Here is a 23,205-nt window from a genome sequence, read left to right as displayed (position 1 = left end):
GCCCGGCTGTGCCGATCCGCCGAGCAGGATCCGGCGGCGTGGCCGTCGTACGACCTATTCGTCCGCGTTCCGCGCGCCCAGTTCTTCGACGAGCGCCGCCCGGCCGCTCACCCCGAGCTTGCGATAGGTGCTCGTCAGGCTCTTTTCTATGGCGCGCCGGGTCACCCCGAGAGAGTCGGCGATCCGCTGGTTCGTCCAGCCCCGCAGCACGAAGGCGACAACCGTCTCCTCAGCCTTGGTCAGCTCACCGCGTTCCGGCGCGAACAGCCGCAGCGCCGGGCCGTTCAGTTCCGAGTCCCTGTCGCCCTCGGCCCAGGACACGCCACATTCCCGGGCGACCCGCATGCCCTCGGAGATGAACTCCTCCGCATCGTCGGAACCTGTTTCGGCGAGCCTTCTGCCGAGAAGCGTGAGCGTCCGGGACAGCTCGATCCGATCCTCAGAACGGCGAAGCACGTCGACGGCCTGCCGGAGGAGATCGATGCCCTCCTCACCCGGGGCGATCATGCCACGCAGCCGCAGCGCGCGGCCGTACGCCGAGGGTGCGCCCCATGCCCGTGCGAAGGCATGTTCCTCGTCGGCCAGCTCGGCCGCCGCCTGCACCCTCCCGAGCCGGTGGTTCACCGCCGCGGCCCACACACGCCAGGGGTACAACGCCGCATTCGTCCATCCGCAGCGCGACAGCTGCCTGCCACTATCGAGGAACCTGTCCAGTGCGGCAGGCAGATCGCCGCGCACCACGTCCAGCATCCCCCGCACCATGCGATGCGCGACGACCACCCGGAGGTCACCGCTCTCCGGGCTGATACGGATCACCCGCTCGCCCAGCTCGACGTCCCGTGTCTCGAGCGCGATCATGGCGAGCGTCCAGACGGACAGTGTCCTGGCCTCCGGCCAGGCCGAGTCGGCATTGTCGACCACGCTCAGCGCGATGCTCTTCGCCTGGGCCATATGCCCGGACGCGCGAAGGATCATGCTCCGCTCCGCGTTGACCAGTGCGGTGACCCCGTCGAGGGCCTGGCGCTGAGCCTGTTCTCGCATCGCCTCCAGCCACGGGGTCACCGAGGCCGCCGTATCGGCGAGGACCAGGGCCTGGACCAGCAGCGGGAGAGTGGTGTAGGCGTGCCCGGCGCGCGGCGGCTCTCGCTCCAGGATCCGGGTGACCAGGGCGGAGATCTCACCGGCCGTGACGCCGCCGGTCATGGTCGCCGCGTACGTGAGCACGGCCAGCAGCTCCCGTCCGGAGCCGGTGGAGACCGGCACCGCCGCGCCGAACCCCCGCAACCGGTCGGCCGCCGCGCCGAGATGCGCGGCGTCCTGGATCCGGAGACAGCGGGTACGGGCTTCCAGCCGCAGGCCGAGGTCTCCCTGCGCGTGCGCCGATCCCCGGCCGTGGAACTGCCCCGCCACGTCCTGGACGAGCGCGCTCAACGACTGGTTGACCACGCCAAGCGCGGGCGGGATCCACAGCACCGCCTCCGCGCGCTCCGTTACCGAGGTGAGCATCGGCACGGCCTGCGCGATGTGAGTGACCGAGAACGCGAGGTCGAATCCCCGCTCGGCGGCGGCCAGGTCGACCAGGAGCCGGCCCCGAGCCTCACTGTCAGGCGGCCTGTGCAGCAGCGCGTGCCGGATATAACGGGCCGCCTCCCTCACGGCACCGCGTTCGAGCGCGGCGCCGGCGGCCGCACGCAGGACGCCGATCTCCCAGGCATCGTACCCGGAGGTGACCTGCAGGAGCTGGTCGGCGACGTGCTCGGCCGGGTGCCCGACGGTGTGCAGCAGTGACGCCGCCCGGCGGTGCATCAAAGCTCGCGTGTCGGTGCTCATCTCCGATTCGATGGCGTACCGTACGCTCTGGTGGACGAATCGCGGAGACTCGCCGTCGGCGAGCAGGCCGAGATGGTCCAGGGTCTGCATCGCGGACTTGTAGTCGATGCTGTCCAGGCCGGCGAGCTCGCTGATCAGCTCTGGCTCCGCCAGGTCTCCGAGCACGACCATCGCCTGCGCGAGATCCCGGACGACCACGGGCTGGATGCCGAGGCAGAACATCCGCCGGTCGCGCAGGAACGGCTGGCTCGCGGCGTGAATCTCACCGGCCTGTGCCGCGACCGGCTGGAAGCCGGCCGTGCGTAACCTGTGCAGCATCTCGGCCAGTGAAGCGGGGTTCCCACCGGACACCTCATGACAGGCCCGGGCGAATTCGGGGTCGCAGGACTCCCTGAACTCCGCGCCGATCAACTGGCGTACTCCCCCGACGGACAGCGGCATCGGGTGCAGCGTGCGAGCCCCCGAGGTGGCGATCTCCCTGAGCAGCGTATGGTCGGAGGCCTCGCATTCCTCGGAGAAAGCCCCGGCGACCAGAACCCGCGCGCCGTCCAGCCGCCTGGCGAGGTACGCCAGCCAGCGCAGGGACGCCGCGTCCGCCCACTGGAGGTCGTCGACCGCGATCAGCAGGGCCTTGTCCTCGCTGAGGTTGGTGATCAGCGAGTTCAGCCCCTGCAGAATCGTCTCTTGTCTGAGCGACCGATTCAGCCCGATGGAACACGAGTCGCCGAAGAGCATCCCCCGCACCAGGCTCGCCGCGCCCTGGAACCAGGTCGCCCAGTGAGCCTTCTCCACTCCGGCCAGGAGCGGCTCGAACAACTGCTGGGCGATGCCGAACGTGAAGTCCTGTTCGAGGAGCGTGCCGCTGGCGCGCAGGACCCGCACGTGCGGGGCGGCCGCGTCGACCAGGGTACGCAGCAGTGCCGACTTGCCGACGCCGGGCGGGCCGATGATCGCCATCATGGATCCGTTGCCGGCCACGGCCGCGCGGACCGCCTGCTCCGCCCGGGCCAGTTCCTTTTCTCGTTCCAGCAGCATGGCTCAGTCCCCCATGTTTCGGGGTGCCGGGATCGAGGCCAGGAGCGAGGCGAGCTCGTTACGGTTGGTGACGGCGAGCTTGCGATAGATCGCGGTCAGCCGCAGCTCCACGGTTCGGACGCTCACCGACAGGATGCTTGCGATGTAGGTGTTCGAGTGGCCTGCGGCGATCAGCCCCGCGACCCGTTCCTCCTGGCTGGTCAGCAGGTACCTCGTTTCGACAGCCTTCGTGGCAGGGCGCCGGGACCGCTCGGTGAGCCCACCGGGAGGCATGTCGATCTTCTTCATTGCTGCCTCCGTCAGACTCGGTGTCCCGGCGTGTTTCCTCGCCACCGCCGACGCCGCGACCAGCTCGGCCGACGCCATCGCGTAGCAGTCGCGCGACACCGAGTCTCGCAGAACCCGCACGGCGTGTTCGAGTTCACTCATCGCCTCGGCACCGTTCAGCACGCGTGACGCGCACAGATGCGCCATCCCCAGTGCGCTGGGGGCGCCCCACTCCCGGGCCCGCTCCACCGCCTCCATCGCCAGCCGCCTGGCGGCCTCGGCATTCCCGCACGCGCTGTGCGCCGCGGCGCCCACCGATCGCCACGGCAGCACCGCGGGATTCGTCCAGCCCCTGGCCAGCAGTACACGCCCGGACTCGTTGATGTCGCGCAGCGCGGTCTTTGGGTCGGCCAGTTCCATGCGCACTCTGGCACGCATGTACAGCAGCACCGCCCAGGCCGCGCCCTGGTCCGCTCCCGAGGGAAACTCAAAAGCCAGCGACTGCTCGGCTTTTTCCACGGACCCGCCGGCGAGATGCAGGTACGCCTCCATCGCGACGAGGAAGGGAACCAGTCGTGGATGCCACGAGGTGAGCGGCAACTCCGCCCGTGCCGCCTCGAAGTCACACGCCGCCTGCCCGAGGTTGCCCCGCCGTATCTCGCATCGGCCGCGATGGATCAGCGCCAGCGCGGCCGGTGCCCGTGCGCCGCAGCGTCGGGCGTCGGCCAGGACCTCGTCCAGCCCGATCACCGCCTCGGCGACCTCGTCGGCCAGGAGTAGCGCCTTGGCCGCGTGGATCCTCGGGCCGAACGGCTGGTCCTCGCCCCTGACCTGGAAGGCCGTCCTGGCCAGTTCCCGCACCCGGGGCAGGCGCTTACCCCGGATGGCCAGCATCCAGGCCGCGATGCCCGCCCGCACAGGATCTCCCGGCTGGTCGGACGGGTCCGGGAACGAGTGCACGGGCAGTGCCGAGTCGTCGATCGTGCAGTCGTTCTCCGCGAGCCAGCCGATGGCCGCCAGCGACCCGAGGTCCGCTCCACCCGCCTCTCGCCGCGCGTAGGCCGTCGCGACCGCGCGGTACGTGGCGGACGCGTCGCCTCTTGAGGCGAGCAGATCGGCCGCCCGGACGAGTTCCACAACCGGCACCTCGGTTCCGCTGTTCAGCAGCACCTGCTGCAGTCGCCGGTCGCTCGTCTCCGAGCTGCGGTCCACCTCCATCATCGCGAGCTCGATGAGCAGCCGTTGCCGCTGCTCGTCCCTCACCGGTTCCCGGAGCGCTCGGCCGAGCAGGGCCGCGGCGCCCTCGTGATCCCCGTCGAGACGGCGCTGCGTGGCCACCCGGCTCAGGAGGCTCACCACCCACTCGGCACCGACCGGCCGGGTGTTGAGCAGCAACCGGGCCAGCCGTTCCTCTGGAATCGCCGCCCGGTAGCCGAGCTGGACGGCGCGCATCGCCAGTGCCTGCCGCTCCCCGACCTCCATCCCGGCCAGCGCCTTGTCGGCGACGAGAGGGCCGGCCGGCCGCGGCTCTTTCCCGTCGGTCACCAGACCCAGTCGTACGAGGACGGACAGTGCCTGTTCGGAGGACATCGTCCTCAGCGGCGCCAGGGATGTGAGCAGGTCGAAATCGAGGCCGTCCCCGCAGACCGCCATCACGAGAAGTAGCGCGAGCGCGTCCGCGGGCAGACGGGAGATGACCGTCGCCACCCGGTCGCCGCTCACCTCTGCGGCCCGCTCCAGCAGGACCGGGACGTACCGCGCGACAGGCGGCAGGGAGGCGCCCACGAAATGATCCAGTACGGCGAGCAGGGCCGCCGGGCTGCCCCCCGTGGCCTCGGTGGCCGCGGCCACGAATGCTCCGTCGACGTGCCCGGCGTACCGGGAGACGATCACCTGCCAGACTCCGTGCTCGCGCAGCGGCGGCACATGGATCACGCTGCGGGGCACCGATCCGGGCTCGGTGACCGGTCCGACCGCACAGCCTTCGCCGGGAGCACCGGCCTGAACCAGGAGTATCGGGGCGTATCGCAGCCGGTGCGTCATGGCCGCCAGCCATGCCTTCGATCCCTCGTCCGCCCACCGGGCATCGTCCAGGGCGATCAGCAACGGGCGGTTTCTGGCGAGCGCCACGAACTCCCCGCACAGCGCCGGAATCAAGGTCGCGGCCGGCTGCTCCTCCGCCCACAACCGCCGCGCGAAGGCCGGATATCCGGCGCCGGCCAATCCGGCGGTGATCTGCGAGAGCACACTGTAGCGGAGATCGGCCTCGGCGGGCGAGCAGCGGGCGAGGACGGCCAGCAAGCCGGCCTCCCTGGCGCGGGCGACGACCACCCTGAGCAGGGCGCTCCTTCCCATACCCGGCTCTCCGAGCACGGTCACCACACCCGGCCGGCCGCGCCGGAGCACGGTCACCTGCTTGCCCAGCAGGCTTATCTGCCTCTCCCGGTCGGCCAGGAACTCCGGTGCGTCGTCCCTCCAGCGAGCGCCTCGCTCGGTGACACCCGCCGACCACGTGCGTGTCGGCCCGTGCGGCCCCTCCGCTAACACCGTGTGCTCGACACCGGTTCGCCCACGGTCGACGAGACCGTTTCGGAACCCCTGCCGGAGCCTGCCATGGCACGAGAACAGACCGAAGCCCTCCGGCGAAGGTTCGGAGCCTCGACCACGGGCGCATCAGCGCCATGGAGGGGCACAAGAACTCCGCCGTTCAGCCCAACCGATCCGACCGTGACCTTGGCTTCGACCCTGTGTCCGGTATCGCTGAACATTTCGCACCTCGAATCGACGACGCACGTGCCTGATCTCAAGCACTCCGATCGCCCACTGAGGAGACCTTAATCACCACCATGTTGGTTTACAAGCGTTTACCTTGGATTTGCCTGTGATTGTCTTTATTTACCTGTGTTCGATGGTCTGTCCGCTTCTCCTAGCGGCGACCGGGAACACGGGGACGGCGTCTCCGGGAAGCGGACGCCTCCCGGAGGACGAGCAGGAGGGACAGAGGGGGCGCAGGGGGAGGCAGGGGCACCCCGGGCGACCCCACGCCGGGTCGGCACGGCAGGGTGCCGACGACCTGGCTTACAGGGGGATGTTGGTGTGGCGGCCTCGGCGTGCCGGAGCGGCGGCCAGCGCCTCGCCGAGCCGCAGCCGGGTGTGCGCCGGGTCGATCACCTCGTCGACGACGCCGATGCTCACCGCCCTGGCCACACCCCCCGCGATCTTCTCGTGCTCCGCGGCCAGGCTGGACAGCAGTTCCTCGCGCTCGTCCGGTGCCGCAGCGGCGAGCTTCTTGCGGTGCAGGATCTCCACCGCCGCCTTCGCACCCATGATCGCCACCTCGGCCTCCGGCCACGCGAATACGGTGGTGGCACCGAGAGACCGGGAGTTCATCGCGATGTAGGCGCCACCGTAGGACTTGCGCGTGACCAGCGTGAACCGTGGAACGCTGGCCTCGGCGAACGCGTGCAGCAGCTTCGCTCCTCGGCGGACCACGCCCTCCCACTCCTGCCCGACGCCGGGCAGGTAGCCGGGGACGTCGACCAGCACGAGCAGGGGCACGCCGAACGAGTCGCACATCCGGACGAACCTGGAGGTCTTATCCGAAGACAGCGAGTCGAGGCAACCGCCTTTGCGCAGCGGATTGTTCGCGATCACCCCTACCGTCCGCCCGGCGAGCCGGCCGAACCCGATCACCATGTTCGGCGCCCACCTGGGCTGCAACTCGACGAATCCCGACTCTCCGTTCTCCTCGTCCAGGATCGCCTTGACCAGCGGGCGCACATCGTACGCGCGCCGGGGTGAGTCGGGGAGCAGGTGGCGCAGCGGCATTTCCTCGCGCACCGAATCCAGGTCGACGAATCCCGGCTTCGCCAGCAGCGTGACGAGCTGACGGGCGCGGGCGAAGGCCGCCTCCTCGGAGTCCGTGCCGATGTGAGCCACCCCGGACTTCCGGCTGTGCGCGTCCGGCCCGCCGAGGCTCTCCATGTCGATCTGCTCGCCGGTGACCGATCGGACGATGTCCGGACCGGTGATGAAGACGCGGGCGGCATCAGACATGATCACGATGTCGGTCAGCGCCGGACCATAGGCCGCGCCGCCCGCCGCGGGACCGAGCACGACGGACAGTTGCGGGATCTCGCCCGAGGCACGGACCATCGCGGCGAACATCTCCCCGATCTCGTGCATCGCCGACACGCCTTCGTGGAGCTTCGCGCCGCCGGAGTGCCACACACCGATCACCGGGCAACGTTCGCGCACCGCGAGATCAATGGCGTCGGCGATCAGCGGGCACTCGTCGACCCCGATCGCGCCGCCCTTCAGCGTGGCGTCGGTGCAGTAGACCACCACTCTCACACCGTTGACCCGTCCATAGGCGACCACCACCCCCACGCCTTCGCGCCGGTGGATGATCTCAAGCGAGTCTGGATCCAACAGCCGAGACATCCGAACCGTCGGGTCGCGATGGTCAAGGGACGACTCATCTCGGTCCGCCACAGCCACTGAGGGAAATGTCATCGCTCACCTCTGCGAATCGCCCGTTGTCCGAACCGTAAGTGAACAGCGGCGGCGCCGGGAAAACCCCTAGTCTTGGCCGCCCGATCCCGGAACGGCCGGTGCCCGCACGTCCCCTCCTCGCATGCGCCGCGGCCCCCCCGATCGGCCTGCGAACGCCTCGCGTCAGCGCAGCCGGCGCAGCCCTTCGTGCACGCGCGCGATCACCTCGATGGACGGCTGACCGTCGACCTCGGCGGGGGAATGCACCCTGAGCAGGTTCCAGCCGATCGCGTCACTGATCAGGACGATGGCCACCCCGAGCGGCGCCCTGATGCGCCCCGCGATCTCGATCACGGCCATGGGCTCCTGGCACATGTCGCAGATCCAGCGATACTCCGGAGACAGCGCGGGATTGTCGACGCTCAGCATGCCCGTCGGCGTCACCGAGATCAGCGAGTCCATGCGCAGCAGACCATCACCGCTCGTACGCCCCCCGGTGAGCACGTACGGCCGTGGTCCGACCGGCCGCGAGTCCTGCTGGTACGGCGCGGGGTACGGTGGCGGCCAGTCCGGGGCCGGTATCGGTGCGGGGCTGACACGAGGCACCGTATCCGGGGAGATCCCGACGTGGTGATCGTCGACATCGGCCCAGAACTCCTCCGGGTCGTCGTGCGCTTCTTCCCGGCCGACGTCGACGACGGCCGCCTCGACATCCCGTGTGTCGTCGTCCGCCTCGACATCCTGAGTGTCGTCGTCCTCCTCTTCCACTTCTTCCACGGGCTTGGGCAGAAACTGGTTCTCGGCCCAGAGCCTGTAGTCACCCCAGCCGCCGAAGGCGGAAGAATGGTACTTCGGTTTGTCGGCGTCTCGCCGTCGTCGCCTCCTGCTGATGGACATCGCGGGGATCTCACCTACTCTCGAAAGATCATCTGGCATCGAGATCGTGCGATGATTGAAGATGAGCACCCCCCTGAGATCATCGCCATCCGTCACCCCCCGCGATTTCGTCGCGCGGCCGTCGCCCCTGCGGGGTCTGCTGATTGTCCTCACCGAATTCCTAGGTGTTTGCTTAGTATTCTGCGAATTCCCCAGCAGGGGGAAGTGCCTTGTATAACGACTGTCGTCGCACCGGCGGCCCCGGTAGATGACACGGCGAGTCAACTTCTGATCACACATCGGTCAAGCCGGCCCGGCCCGCGCGTCATCTGACCGTCGGCGTGATCCGGCCCGCTCTGCCCAGCGTTTCCAGTGCCCACCCCAGATCCGCTCGGCCACTCACATCCAGCTTGCGAAAGACGCTGGTGAGATGGGTCTCGACAGTGCGCAGCGTGATGCGCAGGGTCTGGGCGATCTCCTGGTTGGTCGCGCCGGTCGCCGCGAGTTCCGCGACGCGCCTCTCTCCCGTGGTCAGTACGTTCTTGACTCCACCGGTCCCCCGGTACATCCGGCCGCCCGCGGCGACGAGCCGGCCGCGGGCCTTCTCGGCCAGCCCGCGAAATCCGCACCGCACCGACAAATGCACGGCGCGGCGAAAATGCCCGCGGGCACCCTCGCGATCGTCCATCCGCAGCAGCGCCTCGCCGAGCATGCTTTCGGCCCGGACCAGATACCAGCGCGCCTGGGTCCCCGTCAGTGTCTCCACCGCCTCGGTGAGCGTCTCCACCCCATCGCTCCCCTCGGCGGCCGCCCCCCTCGCCAGCAGGGCGAGCCCTCGGGCGGACGCGTTCCCCCAGGCCTCGGCGAGTTCCTCACCGTGCTCGGCGAACTCCCCCGCCTCGTTCCCGCGGCCCAGGTCGGCAAGGAGACAGGCCGCCTCCAGCCACCACGGCACGAACATCGGATTCCTGATGCCGACCTCGGCGAGCAGCGCGCCACAGTCGGTCAGGGACGACAGCGCTCCTCCGTGGTCACCTCGCGACGCCGCCAGGTACGACCTCGTCATCAGCACCCGTGGATAGTCGGGGAGAGAATCCTCCACCGCCGACGAGGTCATCTGGCCGAGCACGGAAGCGGCTTGGCCGAGGTCGCCCCGCCAGGCGAGCACCGCCGACAGAGCCGTCCGCGGCGCCGTGGCGCTTCTCGACCACGGCTGCCCATCCGCCAGTTTCATGGCCCTGATCGCGTCCACCAGCGCCCCGTCGAGGTTACCCGCCTCGCCCAGGATCCACGACCGCCTGGACAGGGCCATCACCTGGCCCCAGGTGTCCCCGTGCTCCGCGCCACGCGAGATCATCCGGTCCACGACCTGCACCGCTTCCTCAACCTCGTCAGCGAGCGAGAGTACGTACGCGGCGGCACCGAATGCCCGGTCCCAGGAGGTTTCATCTGGACCGCTGAGCGCCTGGCGGGCCAGCGCCAGGCAGGTCCGGGACGAGGAACCGGACATAGCGGAGATCATGGATCGCCCGGCAAGCAGTTCGCGTTCGCCCTCGACGGGCACCTCCGGTGTCCGCATCGTCATCGCCCATTCGAAGATCATCTTGGCGGTGGACCTGTGGTTCCATCCGATCAGCAGCAGCGCCGACTCGACCGGCACCCGCAGTTCGTGGTCCTCGGTGTCCACGCCGTCGAGTTCCGCCAGGATGCCGTTCAATATCGAGACCGCCTCCGGTTCCCTTCCCAAGGGCGGTGCGACCCTGGCCAGCTGGATCGCCAGGCGCGCTCTCCCCCGTACGTCGCCGGTCTCCCGCAGGCCATCACAGAGCATCGCGTACGCTCTCGCCGGATCGTCATGTCCGATCAGTCGCGTGAGGTCGGCCTGCGCGTCGATGTCGGCGGGATCGGCCACGACCATCCGGCCCAGGTAGCGCGCCGCCACCTCCGGTGCCCCGTTCAGCTCGGCACGGCGTGCCCCCTCCCGGAGCACATCCCGCATCCAGGTTTCGGGAAGCCCGGGCAGCAGCGCCAGTTGCGCACTGATCTCCTCGGCCGGCCGGCCTCCGTCGTTGAGCAGCCTGGCGGCCAGCTCCCGCCGCCGGTCGAGCGTGGCGGCCGGCCTGCCGCTCAACACCGCGGCGCGAACATGATCCTCGTTCAGCTCGGCCAGGCCGACGTCGATGATCCTCTCATCGCGCAGGATGTCGACCGCGGCGGCTACCAGCGGCTCGGAGACCCCGGACAGCATGCCCACCAGTTCCGCGTCGGGGTTCCCCAGCACCGCGAAGGCCTCCACGACGCCGCGCACGTACTCGGGCTGCCGGTCGAGCGTCGCCAGCAGATGTCCGACGTAGAGCTCGGCTCCGAATTCGGCGGCCCTGAACTCGCCCCGGGCGTCAGGTGGCACGCCCTCCTTGCTCAGGCGCTTGAACAGCCGCGCGAGCAGTGCCGGATTGCCCCGGCAAGCACTGCTGCACACGCGGACGAACGGCTCTTTCGGTACGGCGTCCCAGTACCGCCGGGCCATCCTTCCCGCGTCCTCCTCGGACAGCGGCCAAAGGTCGACGATGCGGTGCCCACGCGCGGCGACACCGGGAACCGCCCGCCGCCCGTTCGACAGGCCGGAGCGATGCTGGGCGAGCAGGACGAACAATGGCAGATGGTGCCCGCGGTTCATCAGGAAGTCCAGCCAGGTCAACGACTCTTCGTCGCACCACTGCGCGTCGTCGAACATGACGGCCACCGGCCCCGACATGGTCGCCTCGCTGACACGCCGGAACAACCGGTGTGACAGCGGCACGGTGCTGCCTTCCAGGTGGAACAGCGCTCCACCGAACAGGCTTTCCGCGGCGCGCCAGGGCAGGCGGGCCCCGGCGGGTGAGCAGGAGCCGCGCATGGTCATCACTCCGACACGCCGGGCATACCGCTCAAGGGCGTTCAGCAAGGCGGTCTTGCCCGAGCCGGCGGGCCCCCGCACCAGCATCAGACGTGCCCCGCCCTCCGCGGCCTTGTCCAGCCCGGACACCAGCGTGCGGAACTCCACCTCCCGGCCCACCGGCGTGACCTCGCCGTAGAAGATCCGTCCCGCCATGGGTCACCATCCCGCTCCATCAAGTCACCGCGTGGCATATGGGTCAGGCGCGGGGAACGTGCTTCGGGGGTCGGCCGGCCCGAAACCCGAGCCTGGCTCCCATCAGCTCGCATCCGAGATTTAATGGACGGGCGAGTAGTCTTTGAACCAGAAGTTCTCCCATTCGGGCATCGACATGCCACCTCCGGATGGATGCCCGGCCACCCGCCGACCCGGCACAGCCACGCCTCCGACGTTACCTTCCCGAATCTTGTTCGGTAAAGCCCTATTTGCTGGGAGTTCATCCGGATTCCGCCGACGTGGCCCACCCGGGAGACGACCGCCGGCTCCGGCCCTGGAGGCCGGAGCCGACGAGGGCCACGGTCGGCGGCGGCACCGCCGTGATCGCCAGGACAACCGGCAGCGGCACCGCTGACCGGAACACGGCGGCACCGTCTGCCCCATCAGGCGCGGCTTTCTCCCCCGCTCAGGTAGGCGGTGCCCTGACCACCCGGGCAGTGGAGTATCCGGCCGGTCATGACCGTTCCCGCTTTCCCGCGAGTGCGACGGCGATTTCGATGAGCTGGTCTTCCTGCCCGCCGACGAGCTTGCGGCGCCCGGCCTCGATGAGGATCTCGGCGCCGGAGACGCCGTACTTCCTGGCCTGGCGGTCGGCGTGCTTGAGGAAGCTTGAGTAGACGCCGGCGTAGCCCATGGTGAGCGAGAGCCGGTTGAGCAGGCACTCGTCATCCATGATCGGACGGACCACGTCCTCGGCCGCGTCGATGATCTTCAGGGTGTCGATGCCGGTGCGGATGCCGAGCTTCTCCGCGACGGCGACGAACCCCTCGACCGGGGTGTTGCCAGCGCCCGCGCCGAACCTGCGGGTCGAGCCGTCGATCTGGAGGGCTCCCGCGCGTACGGCGAGCACGGAGTTGGCGACGCCGAGGCCGAGGTTCTCGTGGCCATGGAAGCCGACCTGGGCGTCCGATCCGAGTTCGGCCACCAGGGCGGAGATCCGGTCGGCCGTCTGCTCCATGATCAGCGCGCCGGCGGAGTCGACGACGTACACGCACTGGCAGCCGGCGTCGGCCATGATCCGCGCCTGCCCGGCGAGCACCTCGGGCGGCTGGCTGTGCGCCATCATCAGGAAACCGACGGTCTCCAGGCCGAGATCCCTGGCCAGCCCGAAGTGCTGCACGGAGATGTCGGCCTCGGTGCAGTGGGTGGCGATCCGGCAGATGCTCGCGCCGTTCGCGGCTGCCTCGCGGATGTCGTCCTGGACGCCCAGGCCGGGCAGCATGAGGAAAGCGATCTTGGCCTGCTTAGCGGTCTGGACCGCGGCCTTGATCAGCTCCTGCTCGGGCGTGTGACTGAACCCGTAGTTGAACGACGAGCCGCCGAGGCCGTCGCCGTGGGTGACCTCGATGACCGGCACGCCCGCGTCGTCGAGGGCGCCCACGATGGAGCGGACGTGCTCGACGGTGAACTGGTGCTGCTTGGCGTGGGAGCCGTCGCGCAGCGACGAGTCGGTGACTCTGATGTCGAGGTCGGTGTTGTAGGGCATGGATGGATCTCCTTGTGACGAGGAGGGGTTAGGAGGGCAGGCGCGCGGAGACGATGCGCTGCGCGAAGCCCTCGCCGACCTTGGTGGCGGCGGCCGTCATGATGTCGAGGTTCCCGGAGTACGGCGGCAGGAAGTCCCCCGCCCCCTCGACCTCGATGAAGACCGCCACCCGGGCGAGGCCGCCGCTCACCGGCGTGGGGTCGTCGAACTGCGGCTCGGCGCGCAGCCGGTAGCCGGGCACGTACGACGCGACACTGGCGATCATGTCCGCGATCGAGGCGGCGACCGCGTCCCGGTCGGCCTCCTCGTGGATCGCGCAGAACACCGTGTCCTGCATGAGCATCGGCGGCTCGGCCGGGTTCAGGATGATGATCGCCTTGCCGCGCGCGGCGCCGCCGATCGTCTCGATGCCACGGCTGGTGGTCTTGGTGAACTCGTCGATGTTCGCCCGCGTGCCGGGGCCCGCCGATGGAGAGGCGACGCTGGCGACGATCTCGGCGTAGGAGACCTCGGTGACCCGGGAGACGGCGTGCACGATCGGGATGGTGGCCTGCCCACCGCAGGTGATCAGGCTGACGTTGGGCGCGTCGAGGTGCGCGCCGAGGTTGACCGCCGGCACCACCGCCGGACCGAGCGCGGCCGGGGTCAGGTCGACGGCCTGGATGCCGAGTGCGGCGTACTTCGGCGCGTTCTCCCGGTGCACGTACGCCGAAGTGGCCTCGAAGACGAGGTCTGGGCGCTCGCCCTGGGCGAGCAACGGGTCGACCCCCTCGGCGGAGACGGCCAGGCCGTGCGCTTCCGCCCGTTTCAGGCCGGGGCTGTCCGGGTCGACGCCGATCATCCATCGAGGCTCGATCAGCTCGGATCTGAGCAACTTGTACATCAGGTCGGCCCCGATGTTGCCCGAACCGACGATCGCTGCGGTCGCCTTGGTCACTGTCTCACCCTCATTCGAATCGAGCGGTCACGGAGCCGAGTCCGGCGAACTCGGCGCGGAAGGTGTCGCCGGGGCGCACGTCGACGGCGCGGGTGCAGGACCCGGGCAGGATGACGTGCCCCGCCTCGAGCTTCACCCCGAACCCGGCGACCTTCCTGGCCAGCCAGGCCACGGCGGTGGTCGGGTTGCCCAGAACCGCGCCGGTGTCACCGCGTGCCACCTCGGTGTCACCCGAGTAGAGAACGGCCTCGATGGCGGCCAGGTCCAGCTCCGCCGGGCTCACCCGGGCGGCACCGAGCAGCACCCCCGCCGAGGACGCGTTGTCCGCGATCGTGTCCGCCAGGCCGATCTTCCAGTCCCTGATCCGGCTGTCGATGAGCTCGATGCTCGGCACGATGTACTCCGTCGCGGCGAGCACGTCCTCCTCGGTGCACCCCTCACCGGGCAGGCTCGATCCGAGCACGTACCCGATCTCGACCTCGATCCTCGGGTAGCAGTACGCGGAGGTCGTGATGGGGGTGTCCTCCGACAGCACCATGTCGTCGAGCAGGTGCCCGTAGTCGGGCTCGTCGACGCCCATCATCTGCTGCATCACCAGAGAGGACAGGCCCACCTTGTGCCCGCGCACCCGGGCGCCCGCGACGAGCCGCCGGCCTATGTTGATGAGCTGGATCTCGTACGCGTCGATGACGTCGATGTCCGGGAAGGACTCCGTCAGCGGCGCGATCGGCTCCCTGTCCCGCTCCGCCGCCCACAACCGGTCGGCCGCGGACACGCGTTGTGCCGGTTCCAGCATCCACATCCTCCTGAGATCACGCCGCGCCGCACCCGGATCGGCGGGGCGCCCGCAATCAAAGATTCCAGTCGCGGGACACCGGCGGCGGTGTGCCTCCCGCTCAGTGGGAGCGACGTCGACGAATCGGGTGGTCGGCGGGGTCACCGCCTACGTGAAGACCTCAGGGGAGTCGGCGAGGGTGTCCGGGCAGGCCCCGCGAAAGCACGGCCACCGCGAGCGACCGGCGCCGCGTCCGGTACGAGGTGTCATCGCGGGTGTGCCTCCAGTTCGACGATCCGGGAATAGGCGCCGTCGTTCGCGGACCGCACCACCACGCGCAGCGCGCTTGCGGTGACCGGCTCGAAAGTCCGGCGCACCAGGCCTTCGGTGTTGCCGCGGATCTCGGCGACCGTGCGCCACTCGTCGCCGACCGGCAACTGCACGTCGGCATCACGGATGCCCCGGTTCTTCGCGAGGTACGCCGCGGAGTCGATGGTGTACAGGTCGACCCGCCCTACCGGCGCCGACGCGGCGAAGTCGACGGTCAGCGTGTCGGGAAACGTGCCCTGAGTCGCGTCGTTCCATCCGTTCCCCCGACCCCACCGGTCCGAGCTGCGATCCCCGTCGATCACGCCCTCGGGCTGGATCGCGCGCCCGTCAGCCCCGCTTCGGCGGGCGCGTGTGCATGGGCGACGCGATGCGGTTCCACAGGTTGATCTGCGCCACCTGGGCGACCAGGTACGCGGCCTCCTCCGGCTTGAACGCGGCGGCCACCGCGCCCCAGACCTCATCCGACACGCCGTCGGGCCGCTCCGTGACAGCCTCGGCGTAGGCCAGCGCGACTCGCTCGGCATCGGTGTACAGCTCCGACTCCCGCCACGCGGACAGCTGGTAGATCCGATCCTGCTTCTCGCCGAGTCGCAGCGCCTCGTGGACGTGCATGTCGATGCAGAAGAGGCAGCCGTTGATCTGCGAGCTACGGATCTTGACGAGCTCGCGGATCGCGGGATCCAGCGGCCCCTTCGAGATCACCTGCTCGGCCTGGATGAACGTCTTGTACATTTCGGGCGCCACCTCGGCGATGTTCAAGCGTGACATCGTGCTCCCACCTTTCTCGGTCTCTCTCCCGGTTCTCACCAGGGAGACGAGATGGCACCCGCCGCTGTGACGGCTTTTGCCAGAAAGATTCCCGAAGAGTCAGCGCGCCGGGTCGATATACGAGAGCTTGTCCGGATTGAGCACCCGCCGGATCGCCAGGATCCGGCCGTCGGCCGCGACGTCGAAGGTGTCGACCAGGACGATCCGCTTGTCTCGGTACGCCACCAGCGCGAGCTCCCCGCCCACCTCGCGGGGAACGAGCGGGAAGAGCCCCCATCGCCCGGCCACCCGGGACAGCACCGTGGCGATCCGCTCACCACCGGAAATGACCTTGCGCGCGGCGAAGACCTTGCCGCCGCCGTCGGTGACGTACACCGCGTCGGGATGCAGGAGCTCGACCAGGGCCTTCAGGTCGCTCGCCTCGTACGCGGCGCGGAACGCCGCGAGCACCCGCTCGCGCTCCGGGCGACTCGCGCGTGGCTGCTGCTTCGTCGCGGCCACCCGGCGCCGCGCCCGCGAGGCGAGTTGACGGCCGGCGGCGGGAGTGACGCCGAGCACCCGGGCGATGCGATCGAAGGGCACCTCGAAGACGTCATGCAGCACGAACGCGACTCGCTCGGGCGGCGTGAGCCGATCCATGACGACGAGCATCGCCATGCTCACCGACTCGTCGACGAGCACCGGCTCGGCGGCGTCCGGACCGGTCAGCAACGGCTCAGGCAGCCACGGACCGACGTACGTCTCACGCCGCACCCGGGCCGACCGGAGGATGTCGTAGGACCTGCGGGCGGCGACCGTCACCAGCCAGGCCCGCGGATTCTCCACCCCGGACAGGTCGGCACCGGCCGCGCGCAGCCAGACGTCCTGCGCCACGTCCTCGGCGTCACCGACACTGCCGAGCAGCCGATAGGCCGCCCCGAACACCGCCGGCCGATGCTCGGCCCACTCTTCCTCGGTCACACGCAGACGCTACAAGCAGCGTCGGACGAACTCGGCGAGTGGCCTAGGACGGACCGCTGACCCGCGTATCCGTCGCTTCCTGCGCCGTTGTTCCCGAGCCCGGGACAGTCGCCCGGAGTGGTTCATCTGCGGCCTCGTCGGGTGAGCGCGTTGCCGGCCGCGCCTATCGCGAAGCCGAAGACGATCATTAAGACGTAGCTGTAGATCTCGTAGCCTTCGGGGGCGAGGAACCGGAGGAAGCCCATGAAATGGATCCAGCCGAACCACTCGTGCAGAAGACCGCTCCCGCCGCCGGCGACAAGGATGAAGCAGAGCAGACCCGACAGGGTCGCCAGGGGGGACTTCGGGTTGGTGGAGGTCATGGCTCCACGGTAGGCAGGTGATGCCCGGCGCGGAATCAGGCTTAGGAGGGTAGTGCGGTGACCAAAGTCGGCCGCCGGCGGTCAAGGGGACGTACTTAAGTATCCATCGGACGCGGAGCCCGAGCGGCGGGTTCGGAGCAGGGCGGCGATGAGGACGGCGCCGAGGGCGAGGAGGGCGGCGGCGACGGTGAGCGCGGCCACTGTCAAGACCGACAGGCCCAGCCCGCATCCCAGGCTCGTGACGAGCATGCCCGGCAACACGCCCGCCGCGTACGAGTCACCCGCCACCACGCCGGACAGCAGCAGCAGCCCAGCCGAGCCGATCAGGAATGACAGGACCAGCGTCCAGCGCACTCCGACCCTCGTCATCGCGCGGGTGGACAACCGCATGCCCAACAGGATTCCGGCGCCGTAGGGCAGGTAGGCGACGCCGGCCTGAAGCGGACCGTATCCGAGCACGGTCTGCAGGTGGATCATCAGCAGGAAGGCCATCGCGTACATGGCCACGGAGAACAGCAGGGTCGCGCCGTTGGCGACGGCACGCGTCCGATCGGACAGAAACGACATCGGCACCAGCGGCTCGGCCGTCCGTGGCTCCACCACGAGGAACCCGGCGGCCAGGACGGCGGCCAGGAGCAGGGCCGCGATGGCGCCCCAGATGCCCAGTGCTCTGGTGCGTTCCTCGGTGCCGGGGAACAACAGGGTGATCACGGACAGTGCGGCGGGGCTGGCCATGGCCGCGCCCGCGCCCTGGGTGAACCGCCCGGCCACGAGCTGCCAGGGCTGCTGGGCGAGCCCGCAGGCGAGACTCGCCATGCCGAACAGCGCCACCCCGATGAGGAAGACGCGGCGCCGTCCCAGCAGGTCGGCCACGCGGCCGGCAACAACAGCCCGCCAAAGGCCAGGAAGTACGCGTTGACGACCCAGGCCAGCCCCGGGCCGCTGAAACCCAGGTCGTCGCGGAGGCTGGGGAGGGCGACGCTCACCACGGTGTCGTCCAGGACCAGCATGAACTGCACGAAGCACAGCACGACCAGCGCCGCCCGGCGGCGGCCGGTGACCGCGGGAGACACCGGCGTCATGACAGGCGTCCCGTCGGCGAGGGCGGCACATTCGTTCGGCGGTGAGGAAAAGGATTGATCAGCACTCGACGACGCTATGCGCCGGCGAAACTGGCCACAATCCGCGATGGGGCCACACAATATCGTCATGAGGACACACCCTTCGCCCGTGAGGACCTCGCCGATGACGCGCGACTGCGGGCCGAGGCGGTGGTGCTGGACCTGTTGCACCCTTTGCCGACCCTGCCGATCGATGTCCCGCTTCCCGTGGACGAACGCGTACGCGCCGTGGCCGACGCCCTGCTCGCCGACCCCTCCGACTCCCGGAGCCTTGACGCCCACGCACGCTCCCTCGGGGTGAGCCGACGCACCCTGACCCGGCTGTTCGTCCGCGACACGGGCATGAGCTTCGACCGCTGGCGCACCCACATGCGGCTGCGGGCCGCCCTGCCTCTCCTCGCCGAAGGCCGGACGGTGTCGCAAGCCGCGCACGCCGTGGGGTACGCGACCCCGAGCGCTTTCCTCGCGGCGTTCCGTCGTACCGTCGGCACCTCACCCGGGCGCTACCTCAGCGGAGACGCCGTGACGGAGGCGGTCTATCGAAAGCAGATCCGCCCGGTCCTGCTCGGCGGCGCGGAGGCGATGGACCGGATCTTCACGTGACGGGAGCGATAGTCACTCAGTTGATCACTCAGAATGCAGAAAGGGTGTCTCCCTTTCGGGTGACACCCTTGCCGACCAGCTGAAACCTGGTCGGGACGACAGGATTTGAACCTGCGACCCCTTGACCCCCAGTCAAGTGCGCTACCAAGCTGCGCTACGTCCCGGTTGTCCGCGCCCTCTCGGGGTGGACGTCATAACCTTAGCGCAGATCGGGCAGGCTTCGCACACGGCGACGCCCGCGTGGGCAGGCGATCGGGTGAAAGGCGAGGGGTACGTGGGACGCAAGGCGTTGATCGACCAGGAGGAGCTGCGGCGGCTGGCCGGGCGGGGGTTGTCGAACGCGGAGCTGGCGGCGCGGTTTGGGGTGAGCGAGTCCGGGATCCTGCAGGCGAAACGGGCCGCCGGGCTCTCGAAGCCGATGCTCGATCACTCCCGGGCCATCCCGTGGAAGCTGGACCGCACACACAACCAGTCGGGGCCCGCGACGAACCTGCGGAACCTGTCGGCCGTGGCCCAGGGTCGGGCGATCCCCGCCGAGAAGCTGAACACGGCGCTGCGCTGGGCCGGGCGGCTGGTCTCCGCCGGGCTGGACATCTCGTACGAGTCCGGCAGGGGGTTCACCGAGGTTCCCGCCTCCGCGGAGGACTGGCTGGCCGCCAGGGTGCTGGCCGAGGCCCGCAGGGCTCTCGATCCCGCCGAGGAGCAAGGCGAACGGCCTGAATGAGGGGCAGCCCTCATCTCCGAGCCTGGGGCCGGCCACCGGCCCGCATCCCGGTAGATCGGGGATCGGAGATCGGAGATGGAGGCCGAAGATCGGATCCGGGGCCCCTGCCACGGGAATTCCCCCGCGGCCGCCGGAGCCGGGAACCGCATTCGAAAACGTGGCAAAAGAACGTCTAACACCCAACATGGCCTGCTAAAACATCAAATCCAGACCGAGTAGCGGGACGACCATAAAAGTCGGCAGCCGGTTTCGAGGCCTGACCCCAGGGCAGCGCACGGGGACAAACGCCTACACAACCGGAGGCAGACATGTCCACCGTGATCTGGGTGGCCGTCGTCGTGGTCGCGGTGGTGGCGATCGTCGCAGTCGGCTATCTCGTACTGCAGCAGCAACGCCGGCACCGACTTCGTGACCGCTTCGGCCCCGAATACGAACGTACCCTGCAGGAGCGTGACAGCAGGCGCGACGCCGAGCAGGAGCTCAGAGCCCGCGAGCAGCGCTTCAGCTCCCTCGACATCCGCACTCTGGACGCTCAGACACGTGAGATCTACGCGAAGAAGTGGATGGAGGTCCAGGAGCGTTTTGTGGACGCTCCCGGCTTCGCGGTGACAGAGGCCGATCATCTGGTGACCTCCGTGATGGCCGAGCGGGGCTACCCGACCGAGGACTTCGAGCAGCGGCTCTCCGACCTGTCCGTCGCGCACGGCCGCACTCTCGACCACTACCGGCAGGCCCACGAGATCAGCACCAGGGCCGCTCACAAGGAGGCCTCCACCGAGGAGCTCCGGCAGGCCATGGTGCACTACCGCGCCCTGTTCGAGGAGCTGCTCGCGGCTCCCGGGAGCAAGGTCAACGGTGAGCGGAATCCCCGGCACGCTGCCCCCTCCGACCGGAGGCAGGCCGATCTCGCCGACCGCGACCTCCATCACCGTGATCCCCGGCAGACGGGTGCCGCAGCCCCCGAGACCACAGACGGCAACGAGCGAGCCCACCGACGCGATCCCCAAGGACGGTGACCCGACGTGAACAATCGATTCAACCCGGACAACGACCGGCTGGTCCACAAGGCCGACGAGAACGACCCGAACGCACCCCGGCACACCGAGGACGTGGCGCCCGGGTTCCAGGAGCCACACCACGGTGACGCCTCGCGCGGCACCCCGGTGCCCCCCGGCCTCCCCGGCCTCCCCGGGAGCGCCGCGGACGACCTGCGGGGCGACGTGCTGGGAGAGGGCACGGACTCCTGCTCGACCTGATCAACACCAGGATCGGCGGGATCAGTGGGACCGCCTTCCTGCTCCTCGGACTCCTGCTCCTCGCTCTGCACCAGGCCGGGATCGGCTCGGCCGGCCCTCGGACCACCACCGGGGGCGGAGGCTGGCGCCGCAGGCGCTGACCTTTCGGAGGTACGGCTGTCGAACGGGAAGGGGCCCGTCCACATGGACGGGCCCCTTCCCGTTCGAACCTCGAAAAACGGCTCGGAGCGTCAGCCGTCGAGCTCGTGTCGCCCGCGTCCTCAACCTCTGCGGTCAGTACGGCTAGACCTTGAACGACATGGTGATGAACGTACCCGCGGCCCCGGTCTCGAACTTGATGTCGGAGCTGACCATCCGGGCCACCCACAGGCCCATACCGCTGGTCGCGTGAGGCCCGGGGGGCGTCTCCCCCGGAGCCGGCCCCGGGTCCCAGCGACCCTCGTCGTGGATCTCCACGACGAGGGTCCGGCCGACGATCCACATCCGCAGCACGGCCTTGGCGCTGGTGTGGCCGTGGGTGACGGCGTTGGTGGCCACCTCGTTCAGCGCCACCAGGAAATCGGCGAGTCCCTCCTGCGACATGCCGCTCCGCACCGCCTGGGCGGCGGCGAAGTCGCGCACGTCGGGAAGGTCGGGAAGGCAGAAGGCGAGTTCGGCGACGGCGGCCCTCGCGGGGGATGTCCGGGAACGGGCGCCACTCGCCGTGAAGCGTGCCGGACGAACACCGTCCTCGTTCACCCGAGATCCGCCTCCCCTGCCCGGCTTCGCTGTCGTCCTCAGCGTCCGGGATTCAATCAAACGCACCTGACGCCACATCCGTTGTCGCCGACTGAGGTGCCCGGTACCGGACTGTGTATTCAGCATTCGGCGACAAGTTCCGCACGGAGCTGGTCGAGCACCTTCCGCAGGATACGGGAGACGTGCATCTGGGAGATCCCGAATTCCGCGGCGATCTCGGCCTGGGTCATGTTGCCGAAGAAGCGCAGCAGCAGGATGTTCTTCTCGCGCACCGGCAGCTTGTCGATCAGTGGCTTGACCGCCTCGCGGTCCACGAGTGTGCCCAGCGCGTCGTCCTCCTCGGGGATGACGTCGCCCAGTGCCGCTGCGTCGTCGTCGGCGCCGAGAGGGGCGTCCAGCGAGAGCGCGCTGTAGGCGGCGGAGGCATCGAGGGTGAGCAGGACATCCTCTTCGGAGATGCGCATCCTCACAGCCAGCTCGGCGACCGTGGGGACACGGCCGAACTCCTGGCTGAGGTCGGCGACCAGGCGGTTCAGCTCGGCCCTGCGCTCCTGGTAGACGCGGGGGACGCGGATGGCCCAGGTGCGGTCGCGGAAGTGGCGCTTGACCTCACCGGTCATGGTGACCACGGCGTAGCCGCGGAAGGGGTGCCCGAGGGTCGGGTCGAAGCCGTTGATGGCCTTCATCAGCCCCACGTACGCGGCCTGCAGGAGATCCTCCAGCGGTTCGCCGCGGTAACGGTAGCGGCGAGCGATCTCCATGGCGAGGTGGCGGTGCATCTCGACGATGCGCTCGCGCAGGCGCTCGGCGCGGTGCTCGGAGACCTCAGGCAGGGACATCTCGGCAAGGAGGTCCTCGGCGGTCGTGTCGGTGATCTCGAGTGCCTGAACAGACATTGCTGCTCCCTGGTATTACCGTCGAGCGAGCCGACCACGGAGCAACATCCGGGCAGACGGCATCGCCTCGACCAATTTTCAAGGCGGGCCCTCTGCTGGACCTCTGGTTCCACCATTCCCCTGAATCCGGGAGTATTACTCGCCTCCAGGTAACAGTAAGGTTGCTAATCGAATGGTGCGAGGAGGCTCTGGGTGACGGTGTCGGAGAACGGTGAGAGATCTGCAGCCCTGACTCTCACGTCGGCGCTCGTCAGTGGGATCAACGTGATCCGGGTGACGGGCCTGCTGGACGCGACGACGCGGGACCAGTTCGCCGACTACCTGGCGGCGGAGACGAGCGAGCACGGCCTGGACATGGCACTGGATCTGGGTGGGGTGACCTTCATGGACTCGCGGGCGTTGGGGCTGATCGTCCATCAGTGGCAGGCCAGCACCACCGCCGACGCCAAGTTCGCCCTCATCGGAGTGGAGTACGCCAAGACCAAGGTGATGTGGATCACCGGTCTGGCCCAGCGGCTGCCTCTGTACGACACGATCGACGACGCGATCGCCGCCTGCGGCTAGGGCGGCCCGCGCGCCGGACGCGTTCCAGACGC

The 23,205-nt window shown here is 69.2% G+C and carries 20 protein-coding genes and 1 tRNA gene; 5 read left to right on the top strand and 16 right to left on the bottom strand.

The window, feature by feature from the left end; translation table 11 throughout:
• Window positions 1-54: 54 nt before the first annotated feature.
• The 13 genes from OG884_RS30700 to OG884_RS30640 form a co-directional block, all read right to left on the bottom strand.
• Window positions 55-2,865, bottom strand: a complete 2,811-nt coding sequence (locus OG884_RS30700; RefSeq protein WP_326638649.1) for an ATP-binding protein — start codon at window positions 2,863-2,865, stop codon at window positions 55-57.
• Window positions 2,866-2,868: 3 nt separating this feature from the next.
• Complete coding sequence (locus OG884_RS30695; protein ID WP_326638647.1) at window positions 2,869-5,679, bottom strand: AAA family ATPase; 2,811 nt, start codon at window positions 5,677-5,679, stop codon at window positions 2,869-2,871.
• 531 nt (window positions 5,680-6,210) lie between these two features.
• Window positions 6,211-7,563 (bottom strand): acyl-CoA carboxylase subunit beta, encoded by a 1,353-nt coding sequence (locus OG884_RS30690; protein ID WP_442811563.1) that lies wholly within the window; start codon window positions 7,561-7,563, stop codon window positions 6,211-6,213.
• A 246-nt stretch (window positions 7,564-7,809) separates the two neighbouring features.
• Window positions 7,810-8,523, bottom strand: coding sequence for a DUF742 domain-containing protein (locus tag OG884_RS30685; RefSeq protein ID WP_326638644.1), 714 nt, complete (start codon window positions 8,521-8,523; stop codon window positions 7,810-7,812).
• 304 nt (window positions 8,524-8,827) lie between these two features.
• Entirely contained in the window at window positions 8,828-11,593 is a 2,766-nt protein-coding gene (locus OG884_RS30680) for a BREX system ATP-binding domain-containing protein (protein ID WP_326638642.1), read from the bottom strand.
• Between the two features lie 514 nt (window positions 11,594-12,107).
• Entirely contained in the window at window positions 12,108-13,139 is a 1,032-nt protein-coding gene (gene dmpG, locus OG884_RS30675; protein WP_326638640.1) for a 4-hydroxy-2-oxovalerate aldolase, read from the bottom strand.
• Between the two features lie 28 nt (window positions 13,140-13,167).
• The gene (locus OG884_RS30670; protein WP_326638638.1) at window positions 13,168-14,076 is read right to left on the bottom strand and encodes an acetaldehyde dehydrogenase (acetylating); all 909 of its coding nucleotides are present in this window, start codon (window positions 14,074-14,076) and stop codon (window positions 13,168-13,170) included.
• Window positions 14,077-14,086: 10 nt separating this feature from the next.
• On the bottom strand, window positions 14,087-14,872 hold the full coding sequence (locus OG884_RS30665; protein ID WP_326638637.1) for a 2-keto-4-pentenoate hydratase: 786 nt from the start codon (window positions 14,870-14,872) through the stop codon (window positions 14,087-14,089).
• A gap of 245 nt (window positions 14,873-15,117) precedes the next feature.
• Window positions 15,118-15,483: a discoidin domain-containing protein gene (locus OG884_RS30660; RefSeq protein ID WP_326638635.1), complete on the bottom strand. Its 366-nt coding sequence runs from the start codon at window positions 15,481-15,483 to the stop codon at window positions 15,118-15,120.
• A 25-nt stretch (window positions 15,484-15,508) separates the two neighbouring features.
• Window positions 15,509-15,949, bottom strand: coding sequence for a carboxymuconolactone decarboxylase family protein (locus OG884_RS30655; protein WP_326638633.1), 441 nt, complete (start codon window positions 15,947-15,949; stop codon window positions 15,509-15,511).
• 99 nt (window positions 15,950-16,048) lie between these two features.
• Window positions 16,049-16,909: an RNA polymerase sigma factor SigJ gene (sigJ, locus tag OG884_RS30650; RefSeq protein ID WP_326638631.1), complete on the bottom strand. Its 861-nt coding sequence runs from the start codon at window positions 16,907-16,909 to the stop codon at window positions 16,049-16,051.
• A gap of 122 nt (window positions 16,910-17,031) precedes the next feature.
• Window positions 17,032-17,271 (bottom strand): hypothetical protein, encoded by a 240-nt coding sequence (locus tag OG884_RS30645; RefSeq protein ID WP_326638630.1) that lies wholly within the window; start codon window positions 17,269-17,271, stop codon window positions 17,032-17,034.
• Between the two features lie 81 nt (window positions 17,272-17,352).
• Window positions 17,353-18,144, bottom strand: coding sequence for an MFS transporter (locus OG884_RS30640; protein ID WP_326638628.1), 792 nt, complete (start codon window positions 18,142-18,144; stop codon window positions 17,353-17,355).
• 263 nt (window positions 18,145-18,407) lie between these two features.
• Here OG884_RS30640 and OG884_RS30635 point away from each other — a divergent pair, with 263 nt between their 5' ends.
• Entirely contained in the window at window positions 18,408-18,995 is a 588-nt protein-coding gene (locus OG884_RS30635; RefSeq protein WP_326638626.1) for a helix-turn-helix transcriptional regulator, read from the top strand.
• 87 nt (window positions 18,996-19,082) lie between these two features.
• On the opposite strand, the gene OG884_RS30630 is transcribed toward OG884_RS30635, so the two are convergent.
• Window positions 19,083-19,159, bottom strand: a tRNA-Pro gene (locus OG884_RS30630).
• A 92-nt stretch (window positions 19,160-19,251) separates the two neighbouring features.
• Between OG884_RS30630 and OG884_RS30625 the strand changes: the two genes are divergently transcribed.
• The 3 genes from OG884_RS30625 to OG884_RS30615 all read left to right on the top strand — a co-directional run bounded on the left by OG884_RS30625 (window position 19,252) and on the right by OG884_RS30615 (window position 20,975).
• Window positions 19,252-19,719, top strand: a complete 468-nt coding sequence (locus tag OG884_RS30625) for a hypothetical protein (RefSeq protein WP_326638624.1) — start codon at window positions 19,252-19,254, stop codon at window positions 19,717-19,719.
• Between the two features lie 308 nt (window positions 19,720-20,027).
• A complete protein-coding gene (locus OG884_RS30620) occupies window positions 20,028-20,735 on the top strand; it encodes a hypothetical protein (protein WP_326638622.1) in 708 nt (235 codons plus the stop codon).
• Window positions 20,736-20,741: 6 nt separating this feature from the next.
• On the top strand, window positions 20,742-20,975 hold the full coding sequence (locus OG884_RS30615; RefSeq protein ID WP_326638620.1) for a hypothetical protein: 234 nt from the start codon (window positions 20,742-20,744) through the stop codon (window positions 20,973-20,975).
• A 282-nt stretch (window positions 20,976-21,257) separates the two neighbouring features.
• Here OG884_RS30615 and OG884_RS30610 read toward each other — a convergent pair whose 3' ends face one another.
• Entirely contained in the window at window positions 21,258-21,713 is a 456-nt protein-coding gene (locus tag OG884_RS30610; protein WP_326638618.1) for an ATP-binding protein, read from the bottom strand.
• A gap of 119 nt (window positions 21,714-21,832) precedes the next feature.
• On the bottom strand, window positions 21,833-22,609 hold the full coding sequence (locus OG884_RS30605; RefSeq protein WP_326638616.1) for a SigB/SigF/SigG family RNA polymerase sigma factor: 777 nt from the start codon (window positions 22,607-22,609) through the stop codon (window positions 21,833-21,835).
• Window positions 22,610-22,801: 192 nt separating this feature from the next.
• Here OG884_RS30605 and OG884_RS30600 point away from each other — a divergent pair, with 192 nt between their 5' ends.
• The gene (locus OG884_RS30600; RefSeq protein WP_326638614.1) at window positions 22,802-23,173 is read left to right on the top strand and encodes an STAS domain-containing protein; all 372 of its coding nucleotides are present in this window, start codon (window positions 22,802-22,804) and stop codon (window positions 23,171-23,173) included.
• The last annotated feature ends 32 nt before the right edge of the window (window positions 23,174-23,205 follow it).

Origin of the sequence: Streptosporangium sp. NBC_01755 (assembly GCF_035917995.1) — a bacterium.
Taxonomy (GTDB): domain Bacteria; phylum Actinomycetota; class Actinomycetes; order Streptosporangiales; family Streptosporangiaceae; genus Streptosporangium.
The sequence above is the reverse complement of the archived record's forward strand: the minus strand, read 5'-3'. Positions and strand labels throughout refer to the sequence as shown.